Origin of the sequence: Methylophaga thiooxydans DMS010 (assembly GCF_000156355.1) — a bacterium.
In the GTDB taxonomy this organism is placed as follows: Bacteria; Pseudomonadota; Gammaproteobacteria; order Nitrosococcales; family Methylophagaceae; genus Methylophaga; species Methylophaga thiooxydans.
The window spans coordinates 163301-184088 of the sequence record NZ_GG657906.1 but is presented as its reverse complement, the minus strand read 5'-3'; the positions used below and the strand labels follow the sequence as shown (position 1 = coordinate 184088).

The 20788-nt window shown below is 43.5% G+C and carries 23 protein-coding genes; 14 read left to right on the top strand and 9 right to left on the bottom strand.

Annotated elements, in window-relative coordinates:
* Window positions 1-11 precede the first annotated feature (11 nt).
* Both MDMS009_RS14665 and MDMS009_RS14660 read right to left on the bottom strand, forming a co-directional pair.
* On the bottom strand, window positions 12-3047 hold the full coding sequence (locus MDMS009_RS14665; RefSeq protein WP_043888409.1) for a CHASE domain-containing protein: 3036 nt from the start codon (window positions 3045-3047) through the stop codon (window positions 12-14).
* 42 nt (window positions 3048-3089) lie between these two features.
* A complete protein-coding gene (locus MDMS009_RS14660; RefSeq protein ID WP_008292237.1) occupies window positions 3090-5879 on the bottom strand; it encodes a hybrid sensor histidine kinase/response regulator in 2790 nt (929 codons plus the stop codon).
* Window positions 5880-6592: 713 nt separating this feature from the next.
* Here MDMS009_RS14660 and MDMS009_RS14655 point away from each other — a divergent pair.
* Window positions 6593-6799, top strand: a complete 207-nt coding sequence (locus MDMS009_RS14655; RefSeq protein ID WP_007145321.1) for a cold-shock protein — start codon at window positions 6593-6595, stop codon at window positions 6797-6799.
* Window positions 6800-6882: 83 nt separating this feature from the next.
* Here MDMS009_RS14655 and MDMS009_RS14650 read toward each other — a convergent pair whose 3' ends face one another.
* Window positions 6883-7632 (bottom strand): SDR family oxidoreductase, encoded by a 750-nt coding sequence (locus MDMS009_RS14650; protein WP_008292249.1) that lies wholly within the window; start codon window positions 7630-7632, stop codon window positions 6883-6885.
* Between the two features lie 163 nt (window positions 7633-7795).
* On the opposite strand from MDMS009_RS14650, the gene MDMS009_RS14645 reads away from it, so the two are divergent.
* The 3 genes from MDMS009_RS14645 (at window position 7796) to MDMS009_RS14635 (ending at window position 10307) form a co-directional block, all read left to right on the top strand.
* The gene (locus tag MDMS009_RS14645; protein WP_008292185.1) at window positions 7796-9094 is read left to right on the top strand and encodes a mechanosensitive ion channel family protein; all 1299 of its coding nucleotides are present in this window, start codon (window positions 7796-7798) and stop codon (window positions 9092-9094) included.
* Window positions 9095-9248: 154 nt separating this feature from the next.
* Window positions 9249-9653 carry a hypothetical protein gene (locus MDMS009_RS14640; protein ID WP_008292222.1) on the top strand — a complete coding sequence of 135 codons (405 nt, stop codon included), beginning with the start codon at window positions 9249-9251 and terminating at the stop codon, window positions 9651-9653.
* A 192-nt stretch (window positions 9654-9845) separates the two neighbouring features.
* On the top strand, window positions 9846-10307 hold the full coding sequence (locus MDMS009_RS14635) for a MarR family winged helix-turn-helix transcriptional regulator (protein WP_008292083.1): 462 nt from the start codon (window positions 9846-9848) through the stop codon (window positions 10305-10307).
* Window positions 10308-10339: 32 nt separating this feature from the next.
* Here MDMS009_RS14635 and MDMS009_RS14630 read toward each other — a convergent pair whose 3' ends face one another.
* Window positions 10340-11122 (bottom strand): hypothetical protein, encoded by a 783-nt coding sequence (locus MDMS009_RS14630; RefSeq protein WP_008292233.1) that lies wholly within the window; start codon window positions 11120-11122, stop codon window positions 10340-10342.
* A 173-nt stretch (window positions 11123-11295) separates the two neighbouring features.
* Here MDMS009_RS14630 and pqqA point away from each other — a divergent pair, with 173 nt between their 5' ends.
* Window positions 11296-11367 carry a pyrroloquinoline quinone precursor peptide PqqA gene (gene pqqA / locus MDMS009_RS16620; protein WP_081443609.1) on the top strand — a complete coding sequence of 24 codons (72 nt, stop codon included), beginning with the start codon at window positions 11296-11298 and terminating at the stop codon, window positions 11365-11367.
* Between the two features lie 70 nt (window positions 11368-11437).
* On the opposite strand, the gene MDMS009_RS14625 is transcribed toward pqqA, so the two are convergent.
* Both MDMS009_RS14625 and MDMS009_RS14620 read right to left on the bottom strand, forming a co-directional pair.
* Window positions 11438-11746, bottom strand: a complete 309-nt coding sequence (locus tag MDMS009_RS14625) for a hypothetical protein (RefSeq protein WP_043888406.1) — start codon at window positions 11744-11746, stop codon at window positions 11438-11440.
* Between the two features lie 9 nt (window positions 11747-11755).
* Window positions 11756-12325 carry a 5-formyltetrahydrofolate cyclo-ligase gene (locus MDMS009_RS14620; protein ID WP_008292058.1) on the bottom strand — a complete coding sequence of 190 codons (570 nt, stop codon included), beginning with the start codon at window positions 12323-12325 and terminating at the stop codon, window positions 11756-11758.
* A gap of 125 nt (window positions 12326-12450) precedes the next feature.
* Here MDMS009_RS14620 and hmpA point away from each other — a divergent pair, with 125 nt between their 5' ends.
* Entirely contained in the window at window positions 12451-13689 is a 1239-nt protein-coding gene (gene hmpA / locus MDMS009_RS14615) for an NO-inducible flavohemoprotein (RefSeq protein WP_008292079.1), read from the top strand.
* A gap of 11 nt (window positions 13690-13700) precedes the next feature.
* On the opposite strand, the gene MDMS009_RS14610 is transcribed toward hmpA, so the two are convergent.
* Window positions 13701-14132 (bottom strand): RrF2 family transcriptional regulator, encoded by a 432-nt coding sequence (locus MDMS009_RS14610; RefSeq protein ID WP_008292100.1) that lies wholly within the window; start codon window positions 14130-14132, stop codon window positions 13701-13703.
* A 284-nt stretch (window positions 14133-14416) separates the two neighbouring features.
* Here MDMS009_RS14610 and MDMS009_RS14605 point away from each other — a divergent pair, with 284 nt between their 5' ends.
* Genes MDMS009_RS14605 through MDMS009_RS14595 form a run of 3 tightly spaced genes read left to right on the top strand, consistent with a single transcriptional unit; the run spans window position 14417 to window position 16164 of the window.
* Window positions 14417-15145: an HPP family protein gene (locus tag MDMS009_RS14605; RefSeq protein WP_081443644.1), complete on the top strand. Its 729-nt coding sequence runs from the start codon at window positions 14417-14419 to the stop codon at window positions 15143-15145.
* Window positions 15146-15204: 59 nt separating this feature from the next.
* On the top strand, window positions 15205-15741 hold the full coding sequence (locus MDMS009_RS14600) for a lipocalin family protein (protein WP_008292250.1): 537 nt from the start codon (window positions 15205-15207) through the stop codon (window positions 15739-15741).
* A 12-nt stretch (window positions 15742-15753) separates the two neighbouring features.
* Complete coding sequence (locus MDMS009_RS14595) at window positions 15754-16164, top strand: BLUF domain-containing protein (protein WP_008292188.1); 411 nt, start codon at window positions 15754-15756, stop codon at window positions 16162-16164.
* Here the strand turns inward: MDMS009_RS14595 and MDMS009_RS14590 are convergent.
* The gene (locus MDMS009_RS14590; RefSeq protein WP_008292291.1) at window positions 16161-16754 is read right to left on the bottom strand and encodes a cysteine hydrolase family protein; all 594 of its coding nucleotides are present in this window, start codon (window positions 16752-16754) and stop codon (window positions 16161-16163) included. The two genes, MDMS009_RS14595 and MDMS009_RS14590, sit on opposite strands and share 4 nt — an antisense overlap.
* Before the next feature lie 129 nt (window positions 16755-16883).
* Between MDMS009_RS14590 and MDMS009_RS14585 the strand changes: the two genes are divergently transcribed.
* The gene (locus MDMS009_RS14585) at window positions 16884-17699 is read left to right on the top strand and encodes an ion transporter (RefSeq protein ID WP_008292290.1); all 816 of its coding nucleotides are present in this window, start codon (window positions 16884-16886) and stop codon (window positions 17697-17699) included.
* Window positions 17700-17757: 58 nt separating this feature from the next.
* Here MDMS009_RS14585 and MDMS009_RS14580 read toward each other — a convergent pair whose 3' ends face one another.
* Entirely contained in the window at window positions 17758-18225 is a 468-nt protein-coding gene (locus MDMS009_RS14580; RefSeq protein ID WP_008292051.1) for a Dps family protein, read from the bottom strand.
* A gap of 262 nt (window positions 18226-18487) precedes the next feature.
* Here MDMS009_RS14580 and MDMS009_RS14575 point away from each other — a divergent pair, with 262 nt between their 5' ends.
* The 4 genes from MDMS009_RS14575 to MDMS009_RS16165 all read left to right on the top strand — a co-directional run bounded on the left by MDMS009_RS14575 (window position 18488) and on the right by MDMS009_RS16165 (window position 20703).
* Window positions 18488-18688, top strand: a complete 201-nt coding sequence (locus tag MDMS009_RS14575; RefSeq protein WP_043888405.1) for a DUF2061 domain-containing protein — start codon at window positions 18488-18490, stop codon at window positions 18686-18688.
* 70 nt (window positions 18689-18758) lie between these two features.
* Entirely contained in the window at window positions 18759-19943 is a 1185-nt protein-coding gene (gene chrA / locus MDMS009_RS14570; protein WP_008292236.1) for a chromate efflux transporter, read from the top strand.
* The gene (locus tag MDMS009_RS14565) at window positions 19940-20428 is read left to right on the top strand and encodes a GNAT family N-acetyltransferase (RefSeq protein WP_008292073.1); all 489 of its coding nucleotides are present in this window, start codon (window positions 19940-19942) and stop codon (window positions 20426-20428) included. Before chrA ends, MDMS009_RS14565 begins: the two co-directional genes overlap by 4 nt.
* A gap of 80 nt (window positions 20429-20508) precedes the next feature.
* On the top strand, window positions 20509-20703 hold the full coding sequence (locus tag MDMS009_RS16165) for a CPXCG motif-containing cysteine-rich protein (RefSeq protein ID WP_008292244.1): 195 nt from the start codon (window positions 20509-20511) through the stop codon (window positions 20701-20703).
* Window positions 20704-20788 lie beyond the last annotated feature (85 nt).

Below are 20788 nucleotides of genomic sequence, written 5' to 3'. Positions count from 1 at the left end.
GTGGAGTTCCGCTATAACGATGCTAATTGATCTTTACCTGCTTCGGGCAGCCATTTGCTTAACTTGTCGTACAACAATCGCGGTTCAATCGGCTTACTCAAATAATCATCCATGCCTGCTTCGCGACAAGCGGCTTCATCACCGCGCATTGCCTGTGCAGTGAGCGCAATGATCGGTATTTCTCTATTCAGAATATCGCTATCCGCTTTGCGAATTGTTCGCGTCGTTTCAAAGCCGTCCATCACTGGCATTTGACAGTCCATCAAGACTAAATCGTAATTATTTTTTGCCAATAAATTCAGTGCTTGCTCGCCATCTTCGGCAACATCCGTGGTGACATTAAATTTCTTCAGCAGGCCTTGAATGATGACAATATTAGTCGTGTTATCCTCAACCACCAGAACATTGGCATTAAACTGTTTGTATGACTCCGCTACAGGCGCTTGCTCCATGATATTTTCTTCTACATTTTCAGCCACTACGGATAAGAATGCGTTATAGAGTTCAGATTGTATGAGCGGTTTGCTGATAATCTGATCTGCCTGATCAGTCACCACCTGTGGAATCATTGCTAGCATCGATTGTGGACAAACGACGAATAAATAAATGTTGTGCATTTTATCCGTGGTTGCCGCCAGATTAGCAATTAATGCCTTGTCATTTAAATAAGTCGCATCAACGATCAAGACTTTGTTGGGGCATGCCGATGAGCTCAACGTCTCTAATGCCTGACTATAGTCATCGGTCTGTGTATGAGCAATATCCCAAGCAGAAAATACGGATGTATAAAAATGTTGGTAGATTTCCTCTGGCTTCAGAACGCAAACCTGCATATCATCAAATAGACGTCGCTTAATCGGTTGATTTTGCGTTGCTTTCATAAGGTCTAACTCAAACCAAAACCTTGACCCTATGCCGAGTTCACTTTCTACGCCAATGGTGCCACCCATCAGTTCGACTAATTGTTTGCTGATCGATAACCCTAAGCCCGACCCTCCTTCACGTCGTGTTAAGGAGCTGTCAACTTGCTGGAAGCGTTGAAATAATAAGGCTTGTTGATCGGCAGCTATACCTTGTCCTGTATCAACCACATTGAAGCGAAGTTTTAGTTTGTCTGATGTCTGGCTCAACACGTCAACACTCAATTTGACACTACCTTGCTCAGTAAACTTAATCGCATTGTTCAACAGATTGGTCAGAACCTGACGCAGACGCAAACCATCAACCTTAACGCTAACCTCATCAAGGTAGTGGGCAGGACACAGTAATTCGATATGCTTTGATTCTGCTTTGGCAGAAAGTAAACGCGCCACATCGCAAAGGGTGTTAACTAAAGCGACTTCTTCTTCAATTATTTCTAACTTACCAGACTCAATTTTCGATAAATCAAGAATGTCATTTATTATGCCGAGCAGTGACTCTGCACTACGTTTAGAAATATTTAATAGATTGTGCTGAGATGCACTTAACGGCGTATCAGCTAATAAATTCATCGCGCCCATAACACCATTTATCGGCGTGCGAATTTCATGGCTCATATTGGCTAAAAACTCGCCTCGTGAGCGATTTGCAGACTCAGCATCATCGCGCTCTGTTTTGAGAATGGCTTCGACTTGTTTGTGCTCTGAAATATCGTAATGAAAGCCAACCATGCGAACAGCCTGACCAGTCCTATTGCGCTCTACGACAATACTCGCTGCAATGTGTCGAATCTCCTTACTCGGTAAGACGATGCGAAATTGCAAATCAAAATGCTGTTTGAACTGACGCGCCGTTTCAACTTGCTTGATGACCTCGGCCTGATCCTCAGGATGAACGCGCTGCTGCCAAGCAGCCATACCATCATCAAACGTACCCTGGGTATAACCATAAAGCGCCAACATGCGATCGTCCCAATAGAGCTTACCCTCTTCGAGGTTCCATTCTGCCAGTCCCATATTACCGGCATCAGCTGCAAGCTGAAGTCGCTGTTGTGAATTCTGAAAATCAACGATAGCGCGTTGTTCTGATACCCGTGCTTGATTTCGCCCTTTAGCTAAATAAGAAATCAGAAAAAAGAGAAAGATATCAAGCAAAATGCCCGTCACAACGATAAATGTTGGCTGATTCAACTCACTCTGTGAAATAAACCCTGTATCAGAATAGACATACAATGACCATGTCTGACCACCGACATCAATCTTATGGGTTGCTTTAAAACTGTCTTCGCTATCTGGTGAGTTATAGTGAACAACATTATTCGGCGCGTTGTTGTGCAACATTACACCCTTTTCTGGGTTCCCTTCATATAATTCAAAGTTAACGTTTTGCTGAGCACTACCCAATAAACCAGCCATCAAATCGCCTATCCGAAATGCGGCGTAAACAAAGCCTTGTAATGCCTCACGGCGCTCTTCAACATAGGTGAGCGGGCTACCTTTCTTATATAACGGTAGATACATGAGAAAACCAAACTGGACGTCTTGCTCTGTTTCTTGAACTAAAGTCACTCGCCCTGATGCAGCAAAGTCAGTCGTATCACGAGCTCGCTCCATTGCTTCACGACGGGTCGGTTCAGAAAACATGTCATAGCCAAACGCACGTTGGTTACGCCAATCAAAAGGCTCCAAAAATATAATCGCGCTGTATTGCTCACGAATACCTTCGGGCCTTATCTGGTAATTGTCGAAACCTTGTTGCCGGATTGCCGACTCATGTGCTGCGACTTCTTCAGGGGCGAGCATGACACTATAGCCAAGCCCCTGAATACCGGGGAAAAATTTGTTGAGATAGATCGTATCAGCAAAATATTCCCAATCTTTTCGAGTAACCGAATCGCTTGCATGAAACACCGCGAGTCCGCTTCGTAGTGCCAGTTCATATTCATTCATGCGTTTGCTAATCGCAGTAGAGATATCACTAGCCGTAAACTCAAAACGTTCACTGGCACGTTGCTGTACCGCCTCAGAGGCGACAAACCACGCCCAACCGGTAACCATTAACGAAAGCAATAGCACTAACCACGCCGCGGGCGGATGCTTTGAATAATTACCAATTAATTGTTTCAACTTATGTTCCCTGTCAACGTTGAAGACACACGTGTATTTTATTTAGGTGTCTAGCCCCAATTCTTTATCCAACTCATCTCGCAGTTGGTCAAATGCCTGCATTAGCATCGGATAAAGGGCCGCTACCCTCTCCATTACGTGCTCTTTGGTAGCCAGTTCAAATTCAACAGCCAGATCGTGCATCTGTTCTGCAGCCATATTTGATGCGGCACCTTTAAGCTTATGTGCCTGTGCTGCCAGTTGCTCATAATCTTCTGACGCAATCATTTCATTGAGTTTTTCCAGCTGTTGCGGCATATCTGCCACAAAGTTAAGCGCAACTTGCTTCATCAAATTATCATCATCCATCAGTCGACTGCTATAGTTTGCTTTGTCAAATACGGGCGTTGTACTTTCTAATGATTCATCCATTATCGGTAGTTCTCCTTGAGTGATATCTTCCTGAGCTAACCATTTTTTCAACATTTGATGAATCGTATCCGCATCAACCGGTTTGGAAATATAATCATCCATCCCGGCGGCAAGGCAGGCCTCTCTATCACCACGCATCGCATTCGCAGTTAAAGCAATGATAGGAATACGGTGATTGATTACAGATGCTTCTTCTGAGCGGATCAGACGGGTACACTCATAGCCATCCATAACCGGCATTTGACAATCCATAAAGATCAGATCAAAGCGCTGTTTGCTCAGGATGTTTAGCGCGAGTTCCCCATTTTCGGCGACCTCAACCGTTGGTCCATACATTTGAATTAGCCCTTTCGCCACAATGATGTTGGTACTGTTATCTTCAACTAATAAAATTTTTCTATCTTTGAATTGAGCATTTTCAACTGGTTTGATTGGCTGCTGTAACTGTTTCGTTGGCATATCATTACGTAATCCCACCAACGCATTGAATACTTCAGATTGCATAAGCGGTTTAGCCAATAAAATACAATCGTGTTGCTGTGTTTTTTCAGGCACTTGTGTTAATTGACTTTGCGATGTCATCAATAGAAATCGCACATCAAACGTGAGTTGAGACAAAAGCGCGGTGATATCAAGGTTTAAGAAATAATCTGTTTCCATAATCAAAACACAAGTCTGATCATGATGGTGTTCAAATAAGATTTCTTTAAATAGATCGATTGAATCGGCGATTTCGTGTTGTACGCTCCAGTTAGCAAGAAGATCTGCAAAGTAACGTTTGTAGGTGGGGTTTTCGGCTAAAACAATCACACTCATACCAGCAAGTGACGAATCTTGGTGTGGTTGACCTTTGCGGTTGACCAGTTCAGTCGTTATTTCGAACCAGAATGTCGAGCCTTGACCCAGTGTGCTGCTTACACCAATTCGCCCACCCATAAGCTCAACCAATTGTCTGCAGATCGCGAGTCCGAGTCCGCTACCTGCTTGTGGCCGAGTCGAGCTGCCGTCCAATTGTTTGAACCGTTCAAATAATAAGGCTTGATCGTGCTCACTAATTCCTACGCCAGTGTCTGAAATACTAAAGCGTAATGTCGCCTCAGGCATCGTTTTTTTGATCACCGTCATATCGACAGTAATCGAGCCTTTTTCTGTAAATTTAAGCGCATTACCTATCAGATTATTCAGGATCTGACGCAGACGTAAACGATCGACTTTGGCCACACAGGAGGACATAAAGTGAGCGGGACAAAGTAATTCCAGACCCTTCTCCTCAGCACGCCCTGCCATGCCTCTGGCTACTTCTGCCAGTAATTCATCAAGATCTTCGTTGTGATATTCCAACTCTAACTTGCCTGATTCGATTTTGGACAAATCCAACACATCGTTTAACAAGCCAAATAAGGATTCGGCGCTGTGCTTGCTTATATTTACCAGATTACTTTGGCGAGCGTTTAGCGATGTTGCAGCTAACAAATTGAGTGTACCTATCACGCCATTAAGTGGGGTTCGTAACTCATGGCTCATGTTCGCCAAAAATTGGCTCTTGGCAATATTCGCTTGTTCAGCCTGCTCTTTAGCAACAATGAGTTCCTGCTCAGCTATTTTGGCCTGCGTTATGTCTTCAAATGTACCGAGCACACCAATGACTTCATTCTTATCATTAAGTAAAGGCACTTTGTTTGTTTTAGCCCACAAGCGGTTTCCGTTTCTATCCACTAACTCTTCTTCGATTTGCAGCATCGATCTACCGCTATCTAGTACGGCTTTATCATCCTTTTTATATTTATCTGCGAAATCCGCCCATGGCAGCTGGTAGTCTGTTTTACCGATGATCTCTGAAACATCGTTCATACCCGCGTCTTCAAGTAATACGCGATTTACGCCCTGAAACTCCAGATCATGATTTTTCCAAAAAACACGTACCGGAATAGCATCCAAAACGGTTGATAGCATTTTATTGGTCTCAGCCAGTTTCGTCCTGCTTTGCTCCAGCGCCATTTCAGCTTTTTTTCTGGACTGGTTTTCATCGGTCAATTTCTTATTCAGTAACAGGAGCTCATTGAGCTCCGGTAAAGCCACCATATCTGAGAGTTTAGGGATGAGATAAATCGCCGTCGCGACCGAAACAATTGCAGTCAATAATTTAAAAACGCCTGCCAAATAATACACAGGCAACCATAGAGTGATGATGCCCATGAGGTGGGTAATGCCGCAGGCTAAGATAAAAGCTGCAAAAAGGTAGTAAACAGGTTTAAAGGTGACATCGTCTTTTTTACTGACGAAATAAATAATGCCAACCGGAATTGAAAAATACGCTAAGGCGATGAAAAAGTCTGACAAAACATGCAATGTGAGTAGCGGCACATCCCAAGAAATACAATATCCATGCGGCATAAAATCCTGCGTATGCTCCATGCTCATTACCCCACCTTGAAACTTTGTTTAGAATTAATGTTTACGACCGATAATAGCTTAACTTTTGCACAAATTGTATTGCGCAGTCGTGAACGTTATTCTGCTAGCACTTAAAACATCTTACAAACCTAAACAGCTTAGCTCTATAAGAACGATAAACATTGCTTTCTTTAAGCGGCGTCATGGGTGGAATCAATAGACAACTTTGATAGCAGATCAACAAACTGACTAACGATGGAATTTTACGCGTCATCGTAATAGTCTGAGTGGGAGTATAAGTAAGCTGTTAAAAGTAAGGCGAAGCGCTGTATCGTTCTAACTCACGGGGTAGAACTATTCCAAAGGCTATATTCAGTGAGGTCAGCATAAGCTTGGCAGTGCTTGAGGTGTTTTAGTGCCGATTTTTTTATGATCTGGCGTTGTAAAAGAAGATTTGCCGTGCATTATTATTTGATAGCGCCAACTTAGTCTATGAGTCTGATTATCGAAAAGCCCGCCATGTCTGGCTTTTACTTCAGTTTAAAAATAATTTTGACAGCTACCGTAATTCCCTATACATTGACCTTAGCTTGAAAGTTGATCTGAATATTTATTTTTCATTTCGATGCATTACCAAATCAGTAGCTCGTCCTGTTTGTTAATAAGTACTCTGCATACCTTCCAGCTATACCCGCCTCGTTATGAGGCATATTATTTATTGATAAATTTAGGATTTTTTTATGTCTACAACTACTGGTACTGTGAAATGGTTTAACGAAGCTAAAGGTTTCGGTTTCATCGAGCAAGAATCTGGCCCAGACGTTTTCGCACACTTTAGCCAAATCAAAGGCGACGGTTTCAGAACGCTGAACGAAGGCCAACGTGTTGAGTTCACTGTAACTCAAGGCGCTAAAGGTCCACAAGCTGAAAACATTACTGCGCTGTAAGCCAGTTTCAGCTTAGACTCGTTAAGGCGAGTCTGACCAATAAAAAAGCCCCGCTTCTGCGGGGCTTTTTTTATGCATTATTTTTATTCTGTATCTACTGGTGCTTCTATAACCTTTTCAGCAAATGACTTATAGGCGAGTCCAAGCTCTTTCGCCATGGAGTCAGGAAACAGATGAAATTCTCCTTTATTTAATGCCTCAATAATTCCTTCAGCAACCAGACTCACAGGCTCGGCGACCTCAGAAAGGCCAGCTTCATTTGCCATATCGGTAGCAATTGGGCCCGGGTGAACACTCAAAACAGCGGTGTTTTGCTCCGCCAGTTGCTGACGCAATGCTTGCGTAATGGAATAAGCGGCTGCTTTAGATGCGGCATAAGTAGCAAAAGCAGGAAATGAGCGTAAGGACGCCACCGAATTTAATTGGACAAACGCACCACCACCATTGGCTTTCAACACTGGCGCAAACGACTGTGCCATACGCAACAAACCATTTACATTAACTTCAATCTGCAGATCCAAAGCTGGAATGGATGCCGGTTCGAGTGGACTTGCATTTTTTAGCACGCCGGCATTATTAACCACAACGTTGACATCCTGGGCATTGGCTGCCGCACCAATGATGGTTTCAGGCCGTGTCAGATCAAGGTGAATAGGTGTGACCCTGTCGGCATACCTGTTTACAAGTTCGGTTACCGTTGTAAGATCGCGAACAGCCAGATAAACCTTGCGAGCGCCATGAGCAAGAAAGGTTTCAACAATAGATTTTCCAATTCCACGGTTTGCTCCTGTCACCAGCGCCACTTTATTTTTAATATCAAATGGAATAGTCATTACTGCTCCTTACATAGATAAATACGAGGGTCACAATTGAAATCAACAGAATGCTGACCTGCCACACGGTGTTATAGTTCAGTTAAAACATCAATTGTTGCGATTAATGGCCCAAACACCTACATTGGCAAACACACAAAACATAAAATAAGAAAGCATCCACATGGACTTAAAAGATTATCAATCGACCTTAGAGCAGCTTCTCAGTAACACCATGCACTGGCTCAGTAGCCCTAAGTTTTATTCACAATTGGGGCTAATTTTGTTGGCGGTGTTACTCGCGTTTGCTGTCACTAAGTTTCTTAAGACATGCTCACCGCTGTTAAAACAGCAGCCAAGTGAAGGCCCTGTGTTGAACTTACGACAAGGGATCTATCGTTTACGGGAATTGATATTGCCATTGATGATGGTGTTGGCACTGTCTATTGCCGTTGATATTGGACAGGAATTAATACACCAAAGCTGGCTACTTCGTGTTGGACTGAGTTTTGCCGTTATCTTTATGCTATACTCGATCATTAACCGCTTTGTAGAAAAACAATTATTTCGAAAACTGGCAATCTGGTTTATCTTGCCGATCGCTGTGTTACATGTGTTTGGCTGGCTTGATGAGGTCGTCGCCTATCTGGAAACCATCTCATTACAGATTGGGAACTTCAAGATTTCTGCCTATGGCGTTGCTCGCGTCGTTATTTTCGGTACGGTTTTGTTCTGGTTAGGCCGTCTATCAAACAGTGCCGGTCAACAGATTATCCGTAATCAGCATGACTTGGATATTGGCACCCGTGAAGTATTCGCCAAGTTATTTCAAGTCACCCTCTTTTTCATCGTATTTCTGTTATTGCTACAAATAATGGGGATCAACCTGACCGCACTAGCGGTGTTTGGTGGTGCGCTCGGTGTAGGGCTTGGTTTTGGTTTACAAGCCATAGCCTCTAATTTCATTTCAGGCATTATTTTGTTACTGGATCGTTCACTTAGCGTCGGTGACTATGTAGAAATGGAAGACGGTCGTTGCGGTACGATTCGCCAGCTAAACATGCGTTCCACAACCCTAGAAACCTTCGATGGTAAAGATATTATGGTGCCAAATGAACAGTTCATTACAACCAGCTTTACCAACTGGACTCATAAAAATACCAAACAACGTTATGCCCTTGAGTTTCAGGTCGCATACAAAACCGATCTTCATCAGCTTTTTGAACTTATTAGAGAGGTCGCAAACAGTCACCCACAGGTAATCAGTGGCGATGATATTCCGATTGAAGAACGTCCTGACGCGGAAATCAAAGGCTTTGCCGACTCCGGCGTCGATATCCTGGTTGAGTTCTGGATGGATGGTGTGGACGATGGCCCAAACCGTGTTGGTGCAGATTTATTATTAATGATCTGGGATGTCTTAAAGCAGCACGGCATCGAAATCCCCTTCCCCCAACGCGAAGTCAAAATTCTCGACAAGTAAGCACACTCGCACTTATTTATAGAAAGCCCCTCTCGGGGCTTTTTTATTGCGTGCAATTAAAATGCTACTATTAAAATCATCGTTTTCACTTCATATTCACGCCATCAACTATCAAATAAGTGAATATTATTGATAGCGTTACAGTGAGGTCACTATGAAATTTTCGCCATTTATTGCACCACTGGCTGTGATGTTCTTTATCATTTTCAATCAAAGCTTTGCTGAATCTGCCCGTGATACGTTGGCGACTATCGAGAATGACGCAAGCATTGCTGAAGACAAAATCGCACAATTATCTGAAACATGTCATCAAAAATGGCAAAGCCTGAACTGGGTTATGGGGCAACAAAACATATTGGCTAAAGACAATCCAGCGTTTAGTGGTGGCGTCATGAATATCTGCCGCGCCCGTGCAGAGTTATTTTTTGAAGGCTACGAATTAACGCCCTTTATCGAACCAGACAGTCAAAGCGAGGTCTTCCCTATCGTATTTCGCTACAGCGTTGAAGAAATCAAATCACAAATCCGTCTTCACCTGCCTAAACTGCGTCTTATCTAAGCTGTTTTTTTACCTTATCTAAGTTACTTTGTGGGGCTATTGCTAGCCTGTTTGCACGCAATATTCAAAAAACAAAAAAACTTTGCCACAACTTTTCTCACTCTCACGTTAATATACATCTGATAAGCCTATTTAGTAGGCTGTACACAATATGATTGTGTCGCATCAGTACTGTGAAAGGAAACTAACGTTATGAGCCAATTTGAGAATCTGAAACTCGACAGCCAACTGTGCTTTGCTCTATATACAGCAACAAACAGCATCACCCGCCTGTATCGAAGTCTCTTGGACGAATACGAACTGACCTATCCTCAGTATTTAGTGCTTCTTGTGCTCTGGGAAAAGGACGGCATTGCCATCAAAGATGTCATGAAACGCCTCAAACTTGACTCTGGCACGCTGTCACCCATCATCAAACGCTTACAAAGCGCCGGTCTGGTTCATAAAGAACGCACGGATCAAGATGAGCGTATCGTTCGACTCTATCTGACAGAGAAGTCAAAAAACCTAGAACCCTTTATCGCCGAAGTACAAAACAAAGTGGCATGCCATACCGAACTGTCATCAGAAGAATTTTTTGAACTTCTCGATAGATTAAATAAGGTTGCCACAAGCCTTAACCAAAAAAACGACAAGCAATCTGCCGCATCGTAGCGTGGTATTAGCAAGAGCCCGTGCCACTTTTCTTACAATCGAATTCGCGCGGGTAATTTCAACATCAGATAAATAAACAGCAATGGCACTAGCACCATAATCAACACAAATTCTGCTAACAAATAAATCGCCGCCTCAACGCCCTGCTCAGCTTGCTGTTTAACATCATTGAGTTTCGCCTGAATATCCAAACGGTTTTTAAACCCATCGAACCATGAGCGATCTGGCTCAGTACTACGTGCATTGAGCGTATCCACATCATCGCGTGTCGACTGCAATGTATGAAGTGCTTGTTGTCTTTCTACCGTCAGCCAATCTTGCATTTGGTGTGAAACCACAGCAACGACAGGCACAACTAATCTAAGCAAAGTTAATATAACTACTGTCTTGATCAAGGTGTGTTTGGTCGTCGCAGTAATGCCTCGCAACACGCAAATAATAATGGTGATCACGATCAACAATGCCAAGCCAATACGAATAGCAACGTGGTCGCCTAAACTTAATAAAATATTTTGTACACCCAGCGAAGCTGAAGCTAGCAATAACACTGTTGATACCTGCTCAATCAAATCATTGAGTGGATCTAAGATCTCCCCAGGCGTTAATGTGACCCCTACCCCCATTGGTTCAATAGACATTTCTGTTCCCTGAGCAACAGAAATCACCGCGTTCAAGCCTCTCGCCAAGGCGTAAACAGTCAGTGTTAATTTCAACATACTTGTGAGTTGATCACCCACGTTCGCCTGCATAGGGATAAGCGCTATCAACAAACAGCCTGCTAACAGCGCCAAGTAAAGTTTTAGTTTTGTTGTCATGAGTCAGACTTTACCTTTTTAAAGCAGGGATTGTCTTGTTAACGTTCTGGAAAGCTAAGGATAATCCTGAGCATTAAAGCGCTAACTGCTGATATTTTTATTTGTCAGATATCGATATAATTTTTTCCAACGCTTGAGGAAATGCAAGCACTTTCATTTTTGGAGAATTAATTATGTGGACTAAACCAGAATATTCAGACATGCGTTTCGGTTTCGAAGTAACAATGTACATTTGTAACCGTTAATCTTCGGATTAATCGCCTAAAAAAAGCCCCGCAAGGGGCTTTTTTGTGTCTGATAGTTTTTGTTCATGAGCTAATCGGGTGGTGAATAGTGGCTGTCATCAGATTGCTCACCGCCAATCTTATTAAATACCAGCACACCAGCTGCAAAGCTCGCCATCAGTAATAGATAAAACACATCCAGATCATCACTCTTGAACAGGCTGAATAACGCCCAAACCGGTGCCACGTAGAACACGATACTGCACACAACCGCTATCGCTTTACCAAAGTCATTGAAGGCTGCTTGATAGGCATAGCGGCTAAATAAGCCCGTCAAAAACCCACCAAAAATAGCGAGTAATAAATACAGAATCATTCCGATGGTATTCACCTGTGACATAGCATATCCTCACAAACCGTAATTTCTAACATGTAGACCGTCTTCAGTGACGATGATATCCATTGCAATATCAAACTGATGTGGAAAGATCGTTTCTAAACGAGCTGACTCAAAGCCGATTCCGATTGTTTTAACGGGTTTATTAATAGCGGCAAATGTCCTGTCGTAATAACCGGCACCATAGCCAAGTCGGTAATGTTTTTCATCAAATCCCACCAACGGTACCAAAAAATACGACGGATTTACCCATGTTGGCTGTACAGGAATCGGTATATTCCATACTCCCATTGTCATCTCGGTATCTGGTGCCCATAACGCAAAATCGAGTGTTTTTGTTTCTTTATTGATGACAGGAACGGCCACTTGCCAGCCATCATCAATCAACGCTGCCGCCAGATCTCGACAATCCAACTCTCCTTTTATTGGCCAATAGATCCCAATTATGGATGCAGCTTGCTTGGTTAAATACTTTTTAATTGTCTGCATGACAGCGACCTGTTTATCATTTCGTTCTGCTGTAGACAAACACGTCCTTTGTTCTAGTAGTAAGGCACGCTGTTTTTTTTTCCATTGCTGCATTCGTGATTCTCACCTCTTTTATGCCAAGCACCCGTTACATTCAAATCATCACTTGACGCTTATTTAAGATACAAATACCATGCATCCTTTAAATATGTATTTTATTTACCACTTTAAGGAAGGTCATGATAAAGCCTAATACAATCAATGTCATTAAAGCTACCGTACCGGTTTTGCAGCAACATGGTGAAGCCTTGACCACCTTATTCTACGAACGCATGTTTAAAAATAACCCAGAAGTAAAACCATTTTTTAATCAGGCCCATCAGCATTCGGGTGGACAACAACGTGCCCTCGCAGGTGCAATCTGTGCTTACGCCGAACATATTGATGAACCCGAGAAGTTAGCGGATGCCGTCGAGTTAATTGCACAAAAGCATGCTTCTTTGGGGATTAAAAAAGAACATTACCCAATTGTTGGTGAAAACTTGTTGGCTGCAATAAAAACGCTGTTAGGGGATGCAGCAACAGATGAAATAATCAATGCATGGGCAGAAGCATATTCAAACCTGATGGAAATTTTTATCAACCGTGAGCAAGCAATTTATGATCATCACCAAAAGTCATTTGGCTGGCAAGGGTTCAAAGACTTCAAAGTGGTAAAGCGTGAAAATAGCAGCAATACGATTAGCTCATTGTACTTACAAGCTGCTGATGACATGCCGCTAACGCCACATACATCGGGACAATACATTACTGTTAAGTGGCCAACGGCTGACGGGGTATCGACGTTACGTAATTACAGCTTATCGAACCGACCGGGCTCCGAGCATTACCGAATAAGTGTAAAACGCGAACTCGCATCAATATCAACACCCAGTGGCGTGGTATCAAACGCGATACACGATACTATTGAAGAAGGCGATATTATTGCTATAAGCCCACCCTGCGGTGAGTTCACATTACAAGCGTTCGACAAAACGAGTACGAATCATATTGTGTTTATTGCTGGTGGCGTCGGCATCACGCCGTTGTTATCCATGCTACATACCGTGCTGGATAACAAAAATGCCGTTGATGTCACGCTGATCCAAGCCGTAGTCAATGGTGATTCACATGCTTTTGAAGAAGAAATACGCTCACTGGCTAATGAACACTATAACTTCACATGGCATAGCCGCTATAGCGACCCTAATGGAAACGATCGCAACAATCAGCGTTTTGACAGTGAAGGCTTTATTGATGACGCCTTGTTACAAGACTTAGTTACCTCAACAGCCCATACACAGTTTTACTTGTGTGGGCCAGAACCTATGTTGCAACAGTGTTATCAGCTTTTACGCCATAACAACGTCGCAAGCTCACAGATTCATTATGAGTTTTTTGGACCTGCCGGAAGTTTGGAACACGAAACACCTCAATAAGGGAAAAGCATTCAGGCAACATTGAGGCTTTGCATCAGTCGGTGTTTATTTTTAACAACATCAGCCAAGGTGTAACCATCGAGTACATCAAAAAAAGCTTTCTGGGCTTTACGCAAAGCACTGAACAGAATACAGACTGACTCAATGGGGCAGGCACAGTCATCACCAAAGCATTCAAGCAGTTCAAGATTTTCAGTTTTTCTAATTAACTGACCGATATTGATTGACTCTGGTGTTGTCGCCAGTTTGAGACCACCGCCTCTGCCTCGCTGACTGATAACAAGCTTTTCCTGAACGAGACGTTGCGCAACTTTAGCCAAATGATTTGTAGACACACCATAACGCTCGGCGGCATCTTTCACTGTTGCTGGTTTATCCCCAGGGTGGATAGCGAGATAGATCAGCAACCTGAGCGCATAATCCGAGTGCGTTGTGAGCTGCATAAAAACTTGACTCCTTTGAATACTATTAATACTATGCTGATATCAAATAGGTATGCAATATACCATTTTATTTTTATCAAGATTGGCGTGACTCCGTCACAATATCTGTTCACATCAAGCAATTATCCGGCCAGCTCGGTTAGTGCGCCTGAGAAGAGAATCAGAGAACCTCGATCTTGTAATAGTCACGGTTATAACCGAAGAGTTACTCCTCTTCTTCGGTTTGTTTTGAGCCTGCGGGATGTAGGCTCTTTTTTTCACCGTTTAGTTCCCGTATTTTTAGAATGGGAACATGCATGATAGCGACGCTGAAACAAATTTACCGACAGTGCTCCACAACTGAGATTGCCTGGCAAGAGCGGCTGTTTTCATCACTAGGTGCTTGTATAGCAATCTTTTTTCTCAGCTATTTTATCAATGCGCTGTCGCCCTATCTCATGTTCAACCCTGTTGTACTTGCATCGATGGGCGCCTCTACATTTTTATTATTTGCCGTTCCACACAGTCCGTTAGCCCAACCTTGGCAGCTTTTAGCCGGGCATCTATGTGCTGCCTTTATTGGCGTTGGCTGTTGTAAACTTATTCCAGACTTAAGTTATGCCCTTGCTGTGTCAGTATCGCTCTCTGTTTTTGTCATGTATCTGTTAAATTGCATGCATCCTCCTGCCGCTGCCACAGCGATGATTGCGATTATAGGTGGGGAGCAGATTGTCGCGCAGGGCTGGGCTTTTGCCTACATCACTATCGCTGCTAATGTGTTTATTTTACTCGTGCTGACCTTGATTCTTAACAACCTGATACCTGGCCGTCGTTACCCACTGAACCACCAACACCACCCGCATCACAACGCCTTCAAACACAGTAAAGATAATCTCAGACCATTATACGAAGATGATTTCCGCTGGGCGTTGAGTCAGATGGAAACCTATATTGATGTGACAGAAGAAGATTTGGTCGATTTGTATGAATTTGCAGTGGAACATGCACAAAAAAAGGGCAACTCGCGCCATTAAAGCGCTTCACGACAAATTCACAGCTCAAGCGAAACACTGCCTCAAAAGGAGCTAGTGTTATGAACAAAATTCGCTCGGGACTGATATCAATCTTATCCATTCTGATGCTCGGTTGTCAGAGTGTCTCACACCCACCGATTGCACCGGTCGATTACGTCGATATTGATCGGTTTATGGGTGACTGGTATGTGATCGCCAATATCCCCTCCTATATCGAAAAGGGGGCGCACAATGCAGTCGAGTCCTATCAGCTCAATGAGGATGGCAGCATTGCCACCACATTTACTTTTCGCGATGGCAGTTTTGATGGCGAGCTTAAAACCTATCACCCAAAAGGCTTTGTCAAAGACCACCCAAGTAATGCGTTGTGGGGTATGCAGTTTGTGTGGCCGATCAGAGCAGATTATCGCATCGTTTACCTGACCGACGATTACAGCCAAGTCATCATTGCCAGAAACAAACGTGATTACGTCTGGATGATGGCGAGACAACCGCAGATAAGCGATACCGATTACGCCTACATGGTGACTCTTATCGAAGCCATGGGCTACGACGTCAGCAAAATAAAGCGTGTTCCACAGCAGTGGCCCAAATAGCCGGAGTCCGATATGTATCTTGTGAGCCTTGTCTATGCCAGCATCAAGTCACCTGATTGGTGCGACGACGATATTAATGAAATTTTAACTCACGCTGAGGCTTACAACAGCCAGTCTGATGTCACTGGCGTACTCTGCTTTAACGGTGAAACTTTCCTACAATGTCTTGAAGGGTCTCGTTCTGTAATCAATGCACTCTATCGTAAAATTCAAAATGACAAGCGGCACGACCACGTGATGTTACTTGATTACAAAGAAATTTCAGAGCGCTCTTTCACTGAATGGAATATGTTGTACATCCCTGTTTCTAGCGTAGAGGACGACACAACTTTGCGTCAACCTGACAACACAGCATTCGATCCATTCCGTCTGCGTGGCGCATCTGCTTTGAGCTTATGCAGGGAGCTAGCCTCTCATGTTTAGTCAGGTAAGTCTGACACCTCATTAACAACTGCGGCATACAAATCACGTGTTGAAGCTAAGGCGGCTTCATGAACTTGTTTCGCTGAAATTATTGAACCATCTGGGGCCTGCAAGGCTCGTGTTGCTGTCGTACTGGCAACGACGCTTGGCTTATAACCCAAGTTAAAACCACCATGCGCTGTTGAGTTGACGCACATATGCGTCATAAACCCGGCTAAAATGATATTTTCAATACCTCGGCTACGTAACGCCTCATCCAGGGGCGTTTGAATAAAGGCATTAGGAAAGTTTTTCACAATGACATGCTCGCCATCTTCAGGCGCCACCTCTTCAGCAATATCCCCCAGCGCTGTATTCAAATCATACGGTGAGCCTTCGCCACCATCATGTTTAATATGAAAAATAGGGACGCCTTTATCACGTGCCAAATTCAACAGCGTTCTGGCATGTAACAGTGCCTCCTCTACCCCGTCGAGTTGCATCACACCTTCCCGGTAGGTGTTTTGACAATCAATCATAATCAGTGCTGACTCGCTCAAGCCTGTCGCTTCATGCCCAAGACCTACAATATCTCTCAATGTCGTTGTCATAAGTAATGCCTCTCATCAATGGTTGGTTGAACATAACACAAATACTGTCTTGTCGATGTGACATGCTGACTTGCATAAATCTTGGTAAAGCTTATTATTCGCCAGCAATCATAGATTTTCGGAGAGATGATGGAAAGCGTTCAACCCAACAGCCCTTTTGGTATTGCCAGTCTATTTAATACCATTCGCAGCAACAAACTATTCGAAATGGTTGTAGTGACCGTTATTTTGTTTTCTGCCTTATTAACGGGTGCCAAAACGTATGATATTTCACCGCAATTTCTGACAATTATTGAGTGGTTAGACTACAGCATTACGCTATTTTTCTTGCTTGAAATTTCCATTCGTTTTTTTGCTGAAGAAAAGAAGCGGAATTTTTTCAAAAGCGCCTGGAACATTTTTGACACACTGATCGTTATCGTCAGCATGATTCCTATCGAAGACAGTGAATTAGCGTTAGTGGGTCGCCTAATTCGAATCTTTCGCGTACTCAGGATGGTGTCGGTCATTCCTGAACTTCGCACCTTATTGAATTCACTGCTTAAAGCCCTTCCGCAGCTAGGTTATGTCGCCCTGTTAATGTTTATTATTGTCTATATCTACGCGGCGGTCGGCACCACGTTTTTCGCTCATATTAACGCTACATTATGGGGTGATATCACAGTGTCCATGCTGACTTTATTTCGCGTAATGACTTTTGAAGACTGGACCGATGTGATGTATGAAACCATGGCGGTTTATCCCATAAGCTGGGTGTTTTACATTACCTTTATTTTTCTTAACGCCTTCGCCTTTTTGAATATGTTAATTGGTATCGTTGTGAACACGATGGAACAAGAAAATGCGGAACAATGGCAAATCGATCATGCTGGCGAACCGACGCTGATCGATTTATCGCGACAGGTGGAAGAACTAAAGCAATTAATAGAAAAACGTCACTCGTGAGTTGAAATAAAAAAAGGAGCCGAAGCTCCTTTTTTTTGTAACTGTGTTGTCACGGCTATTACTGCATTGCTCTGAGCATCCAGGCCGTTTTCTCATGCACTCGCATACGGTCACCAACTAATGCAGCCGTTGATTCGTCATCTGCTTCTTGAGCCTTTTTCAAAGCATCACGGCAGGTTTTGACGACTTGCTCATGACCTTCGGTCAATGTCACAACCATTTCAGCCGCCGCAGGTACACCTTCTACCTCTTCGATGCTACTTAATGCGGCAAAGCCTTTGTAGGTTCCTGGTGCCGCAACGCCGAGAGTACGAATACGTTCAGCAATATCATCTACTGCGATGGCGAGCTCTGTGTAGTGCTCTTCAAACATCAGGTGCAATTCACGAAACTGAGGGCCGGTCACATTCCAGTGGAAGTTATGTGTTTGTAAATACAAAGTGTAAGAATCGGCCAGCAGGCGCTTCAGACCTTCTGCAATATCTTCTCTATCCTGCTTGTTGATACCAATATCAATGGTACTCATGTAGTTGCCTCCTTGTTTAGTAATAATCTGCTTAACCAACAGTTTGCTTAAGGTGTTCGCTAAGCTCTAAAACAATAACAAGTCTAATGATATTTGGTCATATGTAAAACAGATTATTTAAATAGCGTCAATCGCTTTTATCGATTTACAATCACGTTTCATTAAATGGATTTTTCAATCACAGTCAGCGATTTTTCTTATTTGCTTCTCACCTAAGTATAAATGATAATCATTCTCAGTTAAGATTTATGAGGAAATAATCATGACAAAAACAATCAGCTTTGCCGTCGTCCACTTTTGTGTCGCTTTCACTGTTGGCTATGTAATGACAGGTAGTCTGTTAGTAGGTGGTGCAATGGCATTAGTAGAACCTGCGATTAATACGGTCGCGTTCTACATTCATGAAAAAGTCTGGGCACGCACTCATGCTGAACCCAATATGCACTATTCAGCATCAGTATAAAACAAGTTGTATTACTGACCATGATAGGGATAATGCAGGATGCATCTTTACTAAAACAGGTATGAGTTAGATGAGAGATAACGGCTCTGTGAAAGAAGTCTTCCTTGCTTTTTTAAAGCTTGGGCTAACCTCTTTTGGTGGGCCGATTGCACACATTGCCTATTACCGTCATACATTCATTGAGCAACGCCAATGGGTCACGGAAGCACAATTTGCTCAACTTCTGGCTTTGTGTCAGTTTTTACCCGGACCAGCCAGTAGCCAAATGGGGTTTAGTCTCGGTTTGCTCCGAGCGGGTTGGTTGGGTGGTATCGCTGCCTTCACTGCTTTCACATTGCCCTCTGCTGTTTTACTGTTTGGTTTTGCACAGTGGTTACCGTATTTATCTGACTCAGTGAGTGACGCTGCTATTCACGGCCTGAAATTAGTCGCGCTTGTTGTCGTCGCACAAGCTGTCTGGCTCATGTCTAAGCAACTCTGTCCTGACTGGCGTAGACGGTTTATCGCTGTCGCCTCCCTCTTGCTGCTGCTGGTATTCAACCAGATAGCGATGCAGATGATCGTTGTTGTTGCGGGTGCCGTTAGTGGCCTCATTCTTTGTCGTGGTCAAAATCACCTATTATCTGACCAACTACATGTTAGCCACAGCGATCGCACCGCTTGGTGCTTGTTAATTGTTTTCTTTGTTTTATTATTTTTATTACCGCTTTTTTCGAGTCACAACAGTTTGCTTGCTGTGATTGACGCTTTTTATCGTGCTGGTGCACTTGTCTTTGGTGGCGGTCATGTCGTGTTACCACTGCTTGAGACCACCGTGGTGGAGCCTGGCTGGATCGCAGCGGATGATTATCTAGCAGGCTATGGCGCCGCTCAAGCAGTACCAGGGCCTGTATTTTCCGTCGCGGCATACTTAGGTGCTATGTTGCCAGGTGATAACGGTGGCCTTACCGGTGCCATTGTTGCCCTGACAGCGATCTTTTTACCTGGTTTTCTATTAATCGGTGCGATACTTCCCTTGTGGAAAAAACTGGCCAACTACCCTGCTGCAGCAAATGCTGTCGCTGGCATCAACGCCGCGGTAGTTGGCTTACTTGCCGCCGCACTCTATGACCCGATATGGGTAAGCGTTGTTAATGGCGCTTCTGACATCATCATTGCATTGATAGGCTTTGTCTTGCTGCACACATTCAAATGGTCAGCATTACTGATAGTCCTATGGTGTGTATTTGCAAATATTGGCCTCACATTACTATGAACCCTCAACAGATTAGACCAGCCACACAACAAGATATTACCGCTATCACTGAGCTATTGATTGATTGTGCTCAAGCCATGAACCAGCAAGGCATGCAGCACTGGCTTGGGGTATATGATGAACAGGCCGTTGCTCAAAACCTTGAAGACAAACAAGTCTATGTACTCGAAGTCAACGCTGTCATCGTCGGCTGTATCGCGTTGGGCACCGACGCTGCGCCCTACTACCAAGATTGCTGGCCAGATGCACCGCCAGCGGATTATTACATCACGCAACTTGCGGTCTCTCCTTCTTCACAAGGACAAGGTTACGGCAAAACATTAATGCAGTATTGTCTCGACCATGTCGGTAATGCCCGCATTCAACTCGATGCGGTTGATCACTACCCGGCTTTATTACAGTTTTATCGGGATTTAGGCTTTGAGATCATTGCCTCTGGTATCGGTTTGGGTGATAAAAGACATCTATTTTCATACCCGCAGTAATGTTTGCATCCTATCTATGTCACAATGAATTCAGACAAGCTATTGCTTGATCCTCATCGCCGTAATTGAGGAGAATTGTCATGCTCCACCCGCTTGAAGAAAGCACCATCATGTGTCCCTATTGTGGGGAATCTTTCACTGTCATTATTGATTGCTCACATGCTGATCAGGACTATATTGAGGACTGTGAAGTCTGTTGTAGGCCGATTGAATTCCATCTTCGAATTACAGATAACAACAACTATCAATTAAGCGTAAATTCAGAAAATGAATAAAACCACTAGGTATCATGATTATTGACTCTAAACAGTTCAACAAGATATACGCTTAGATTCATTTAAATCTATTCCGATCGCTGAG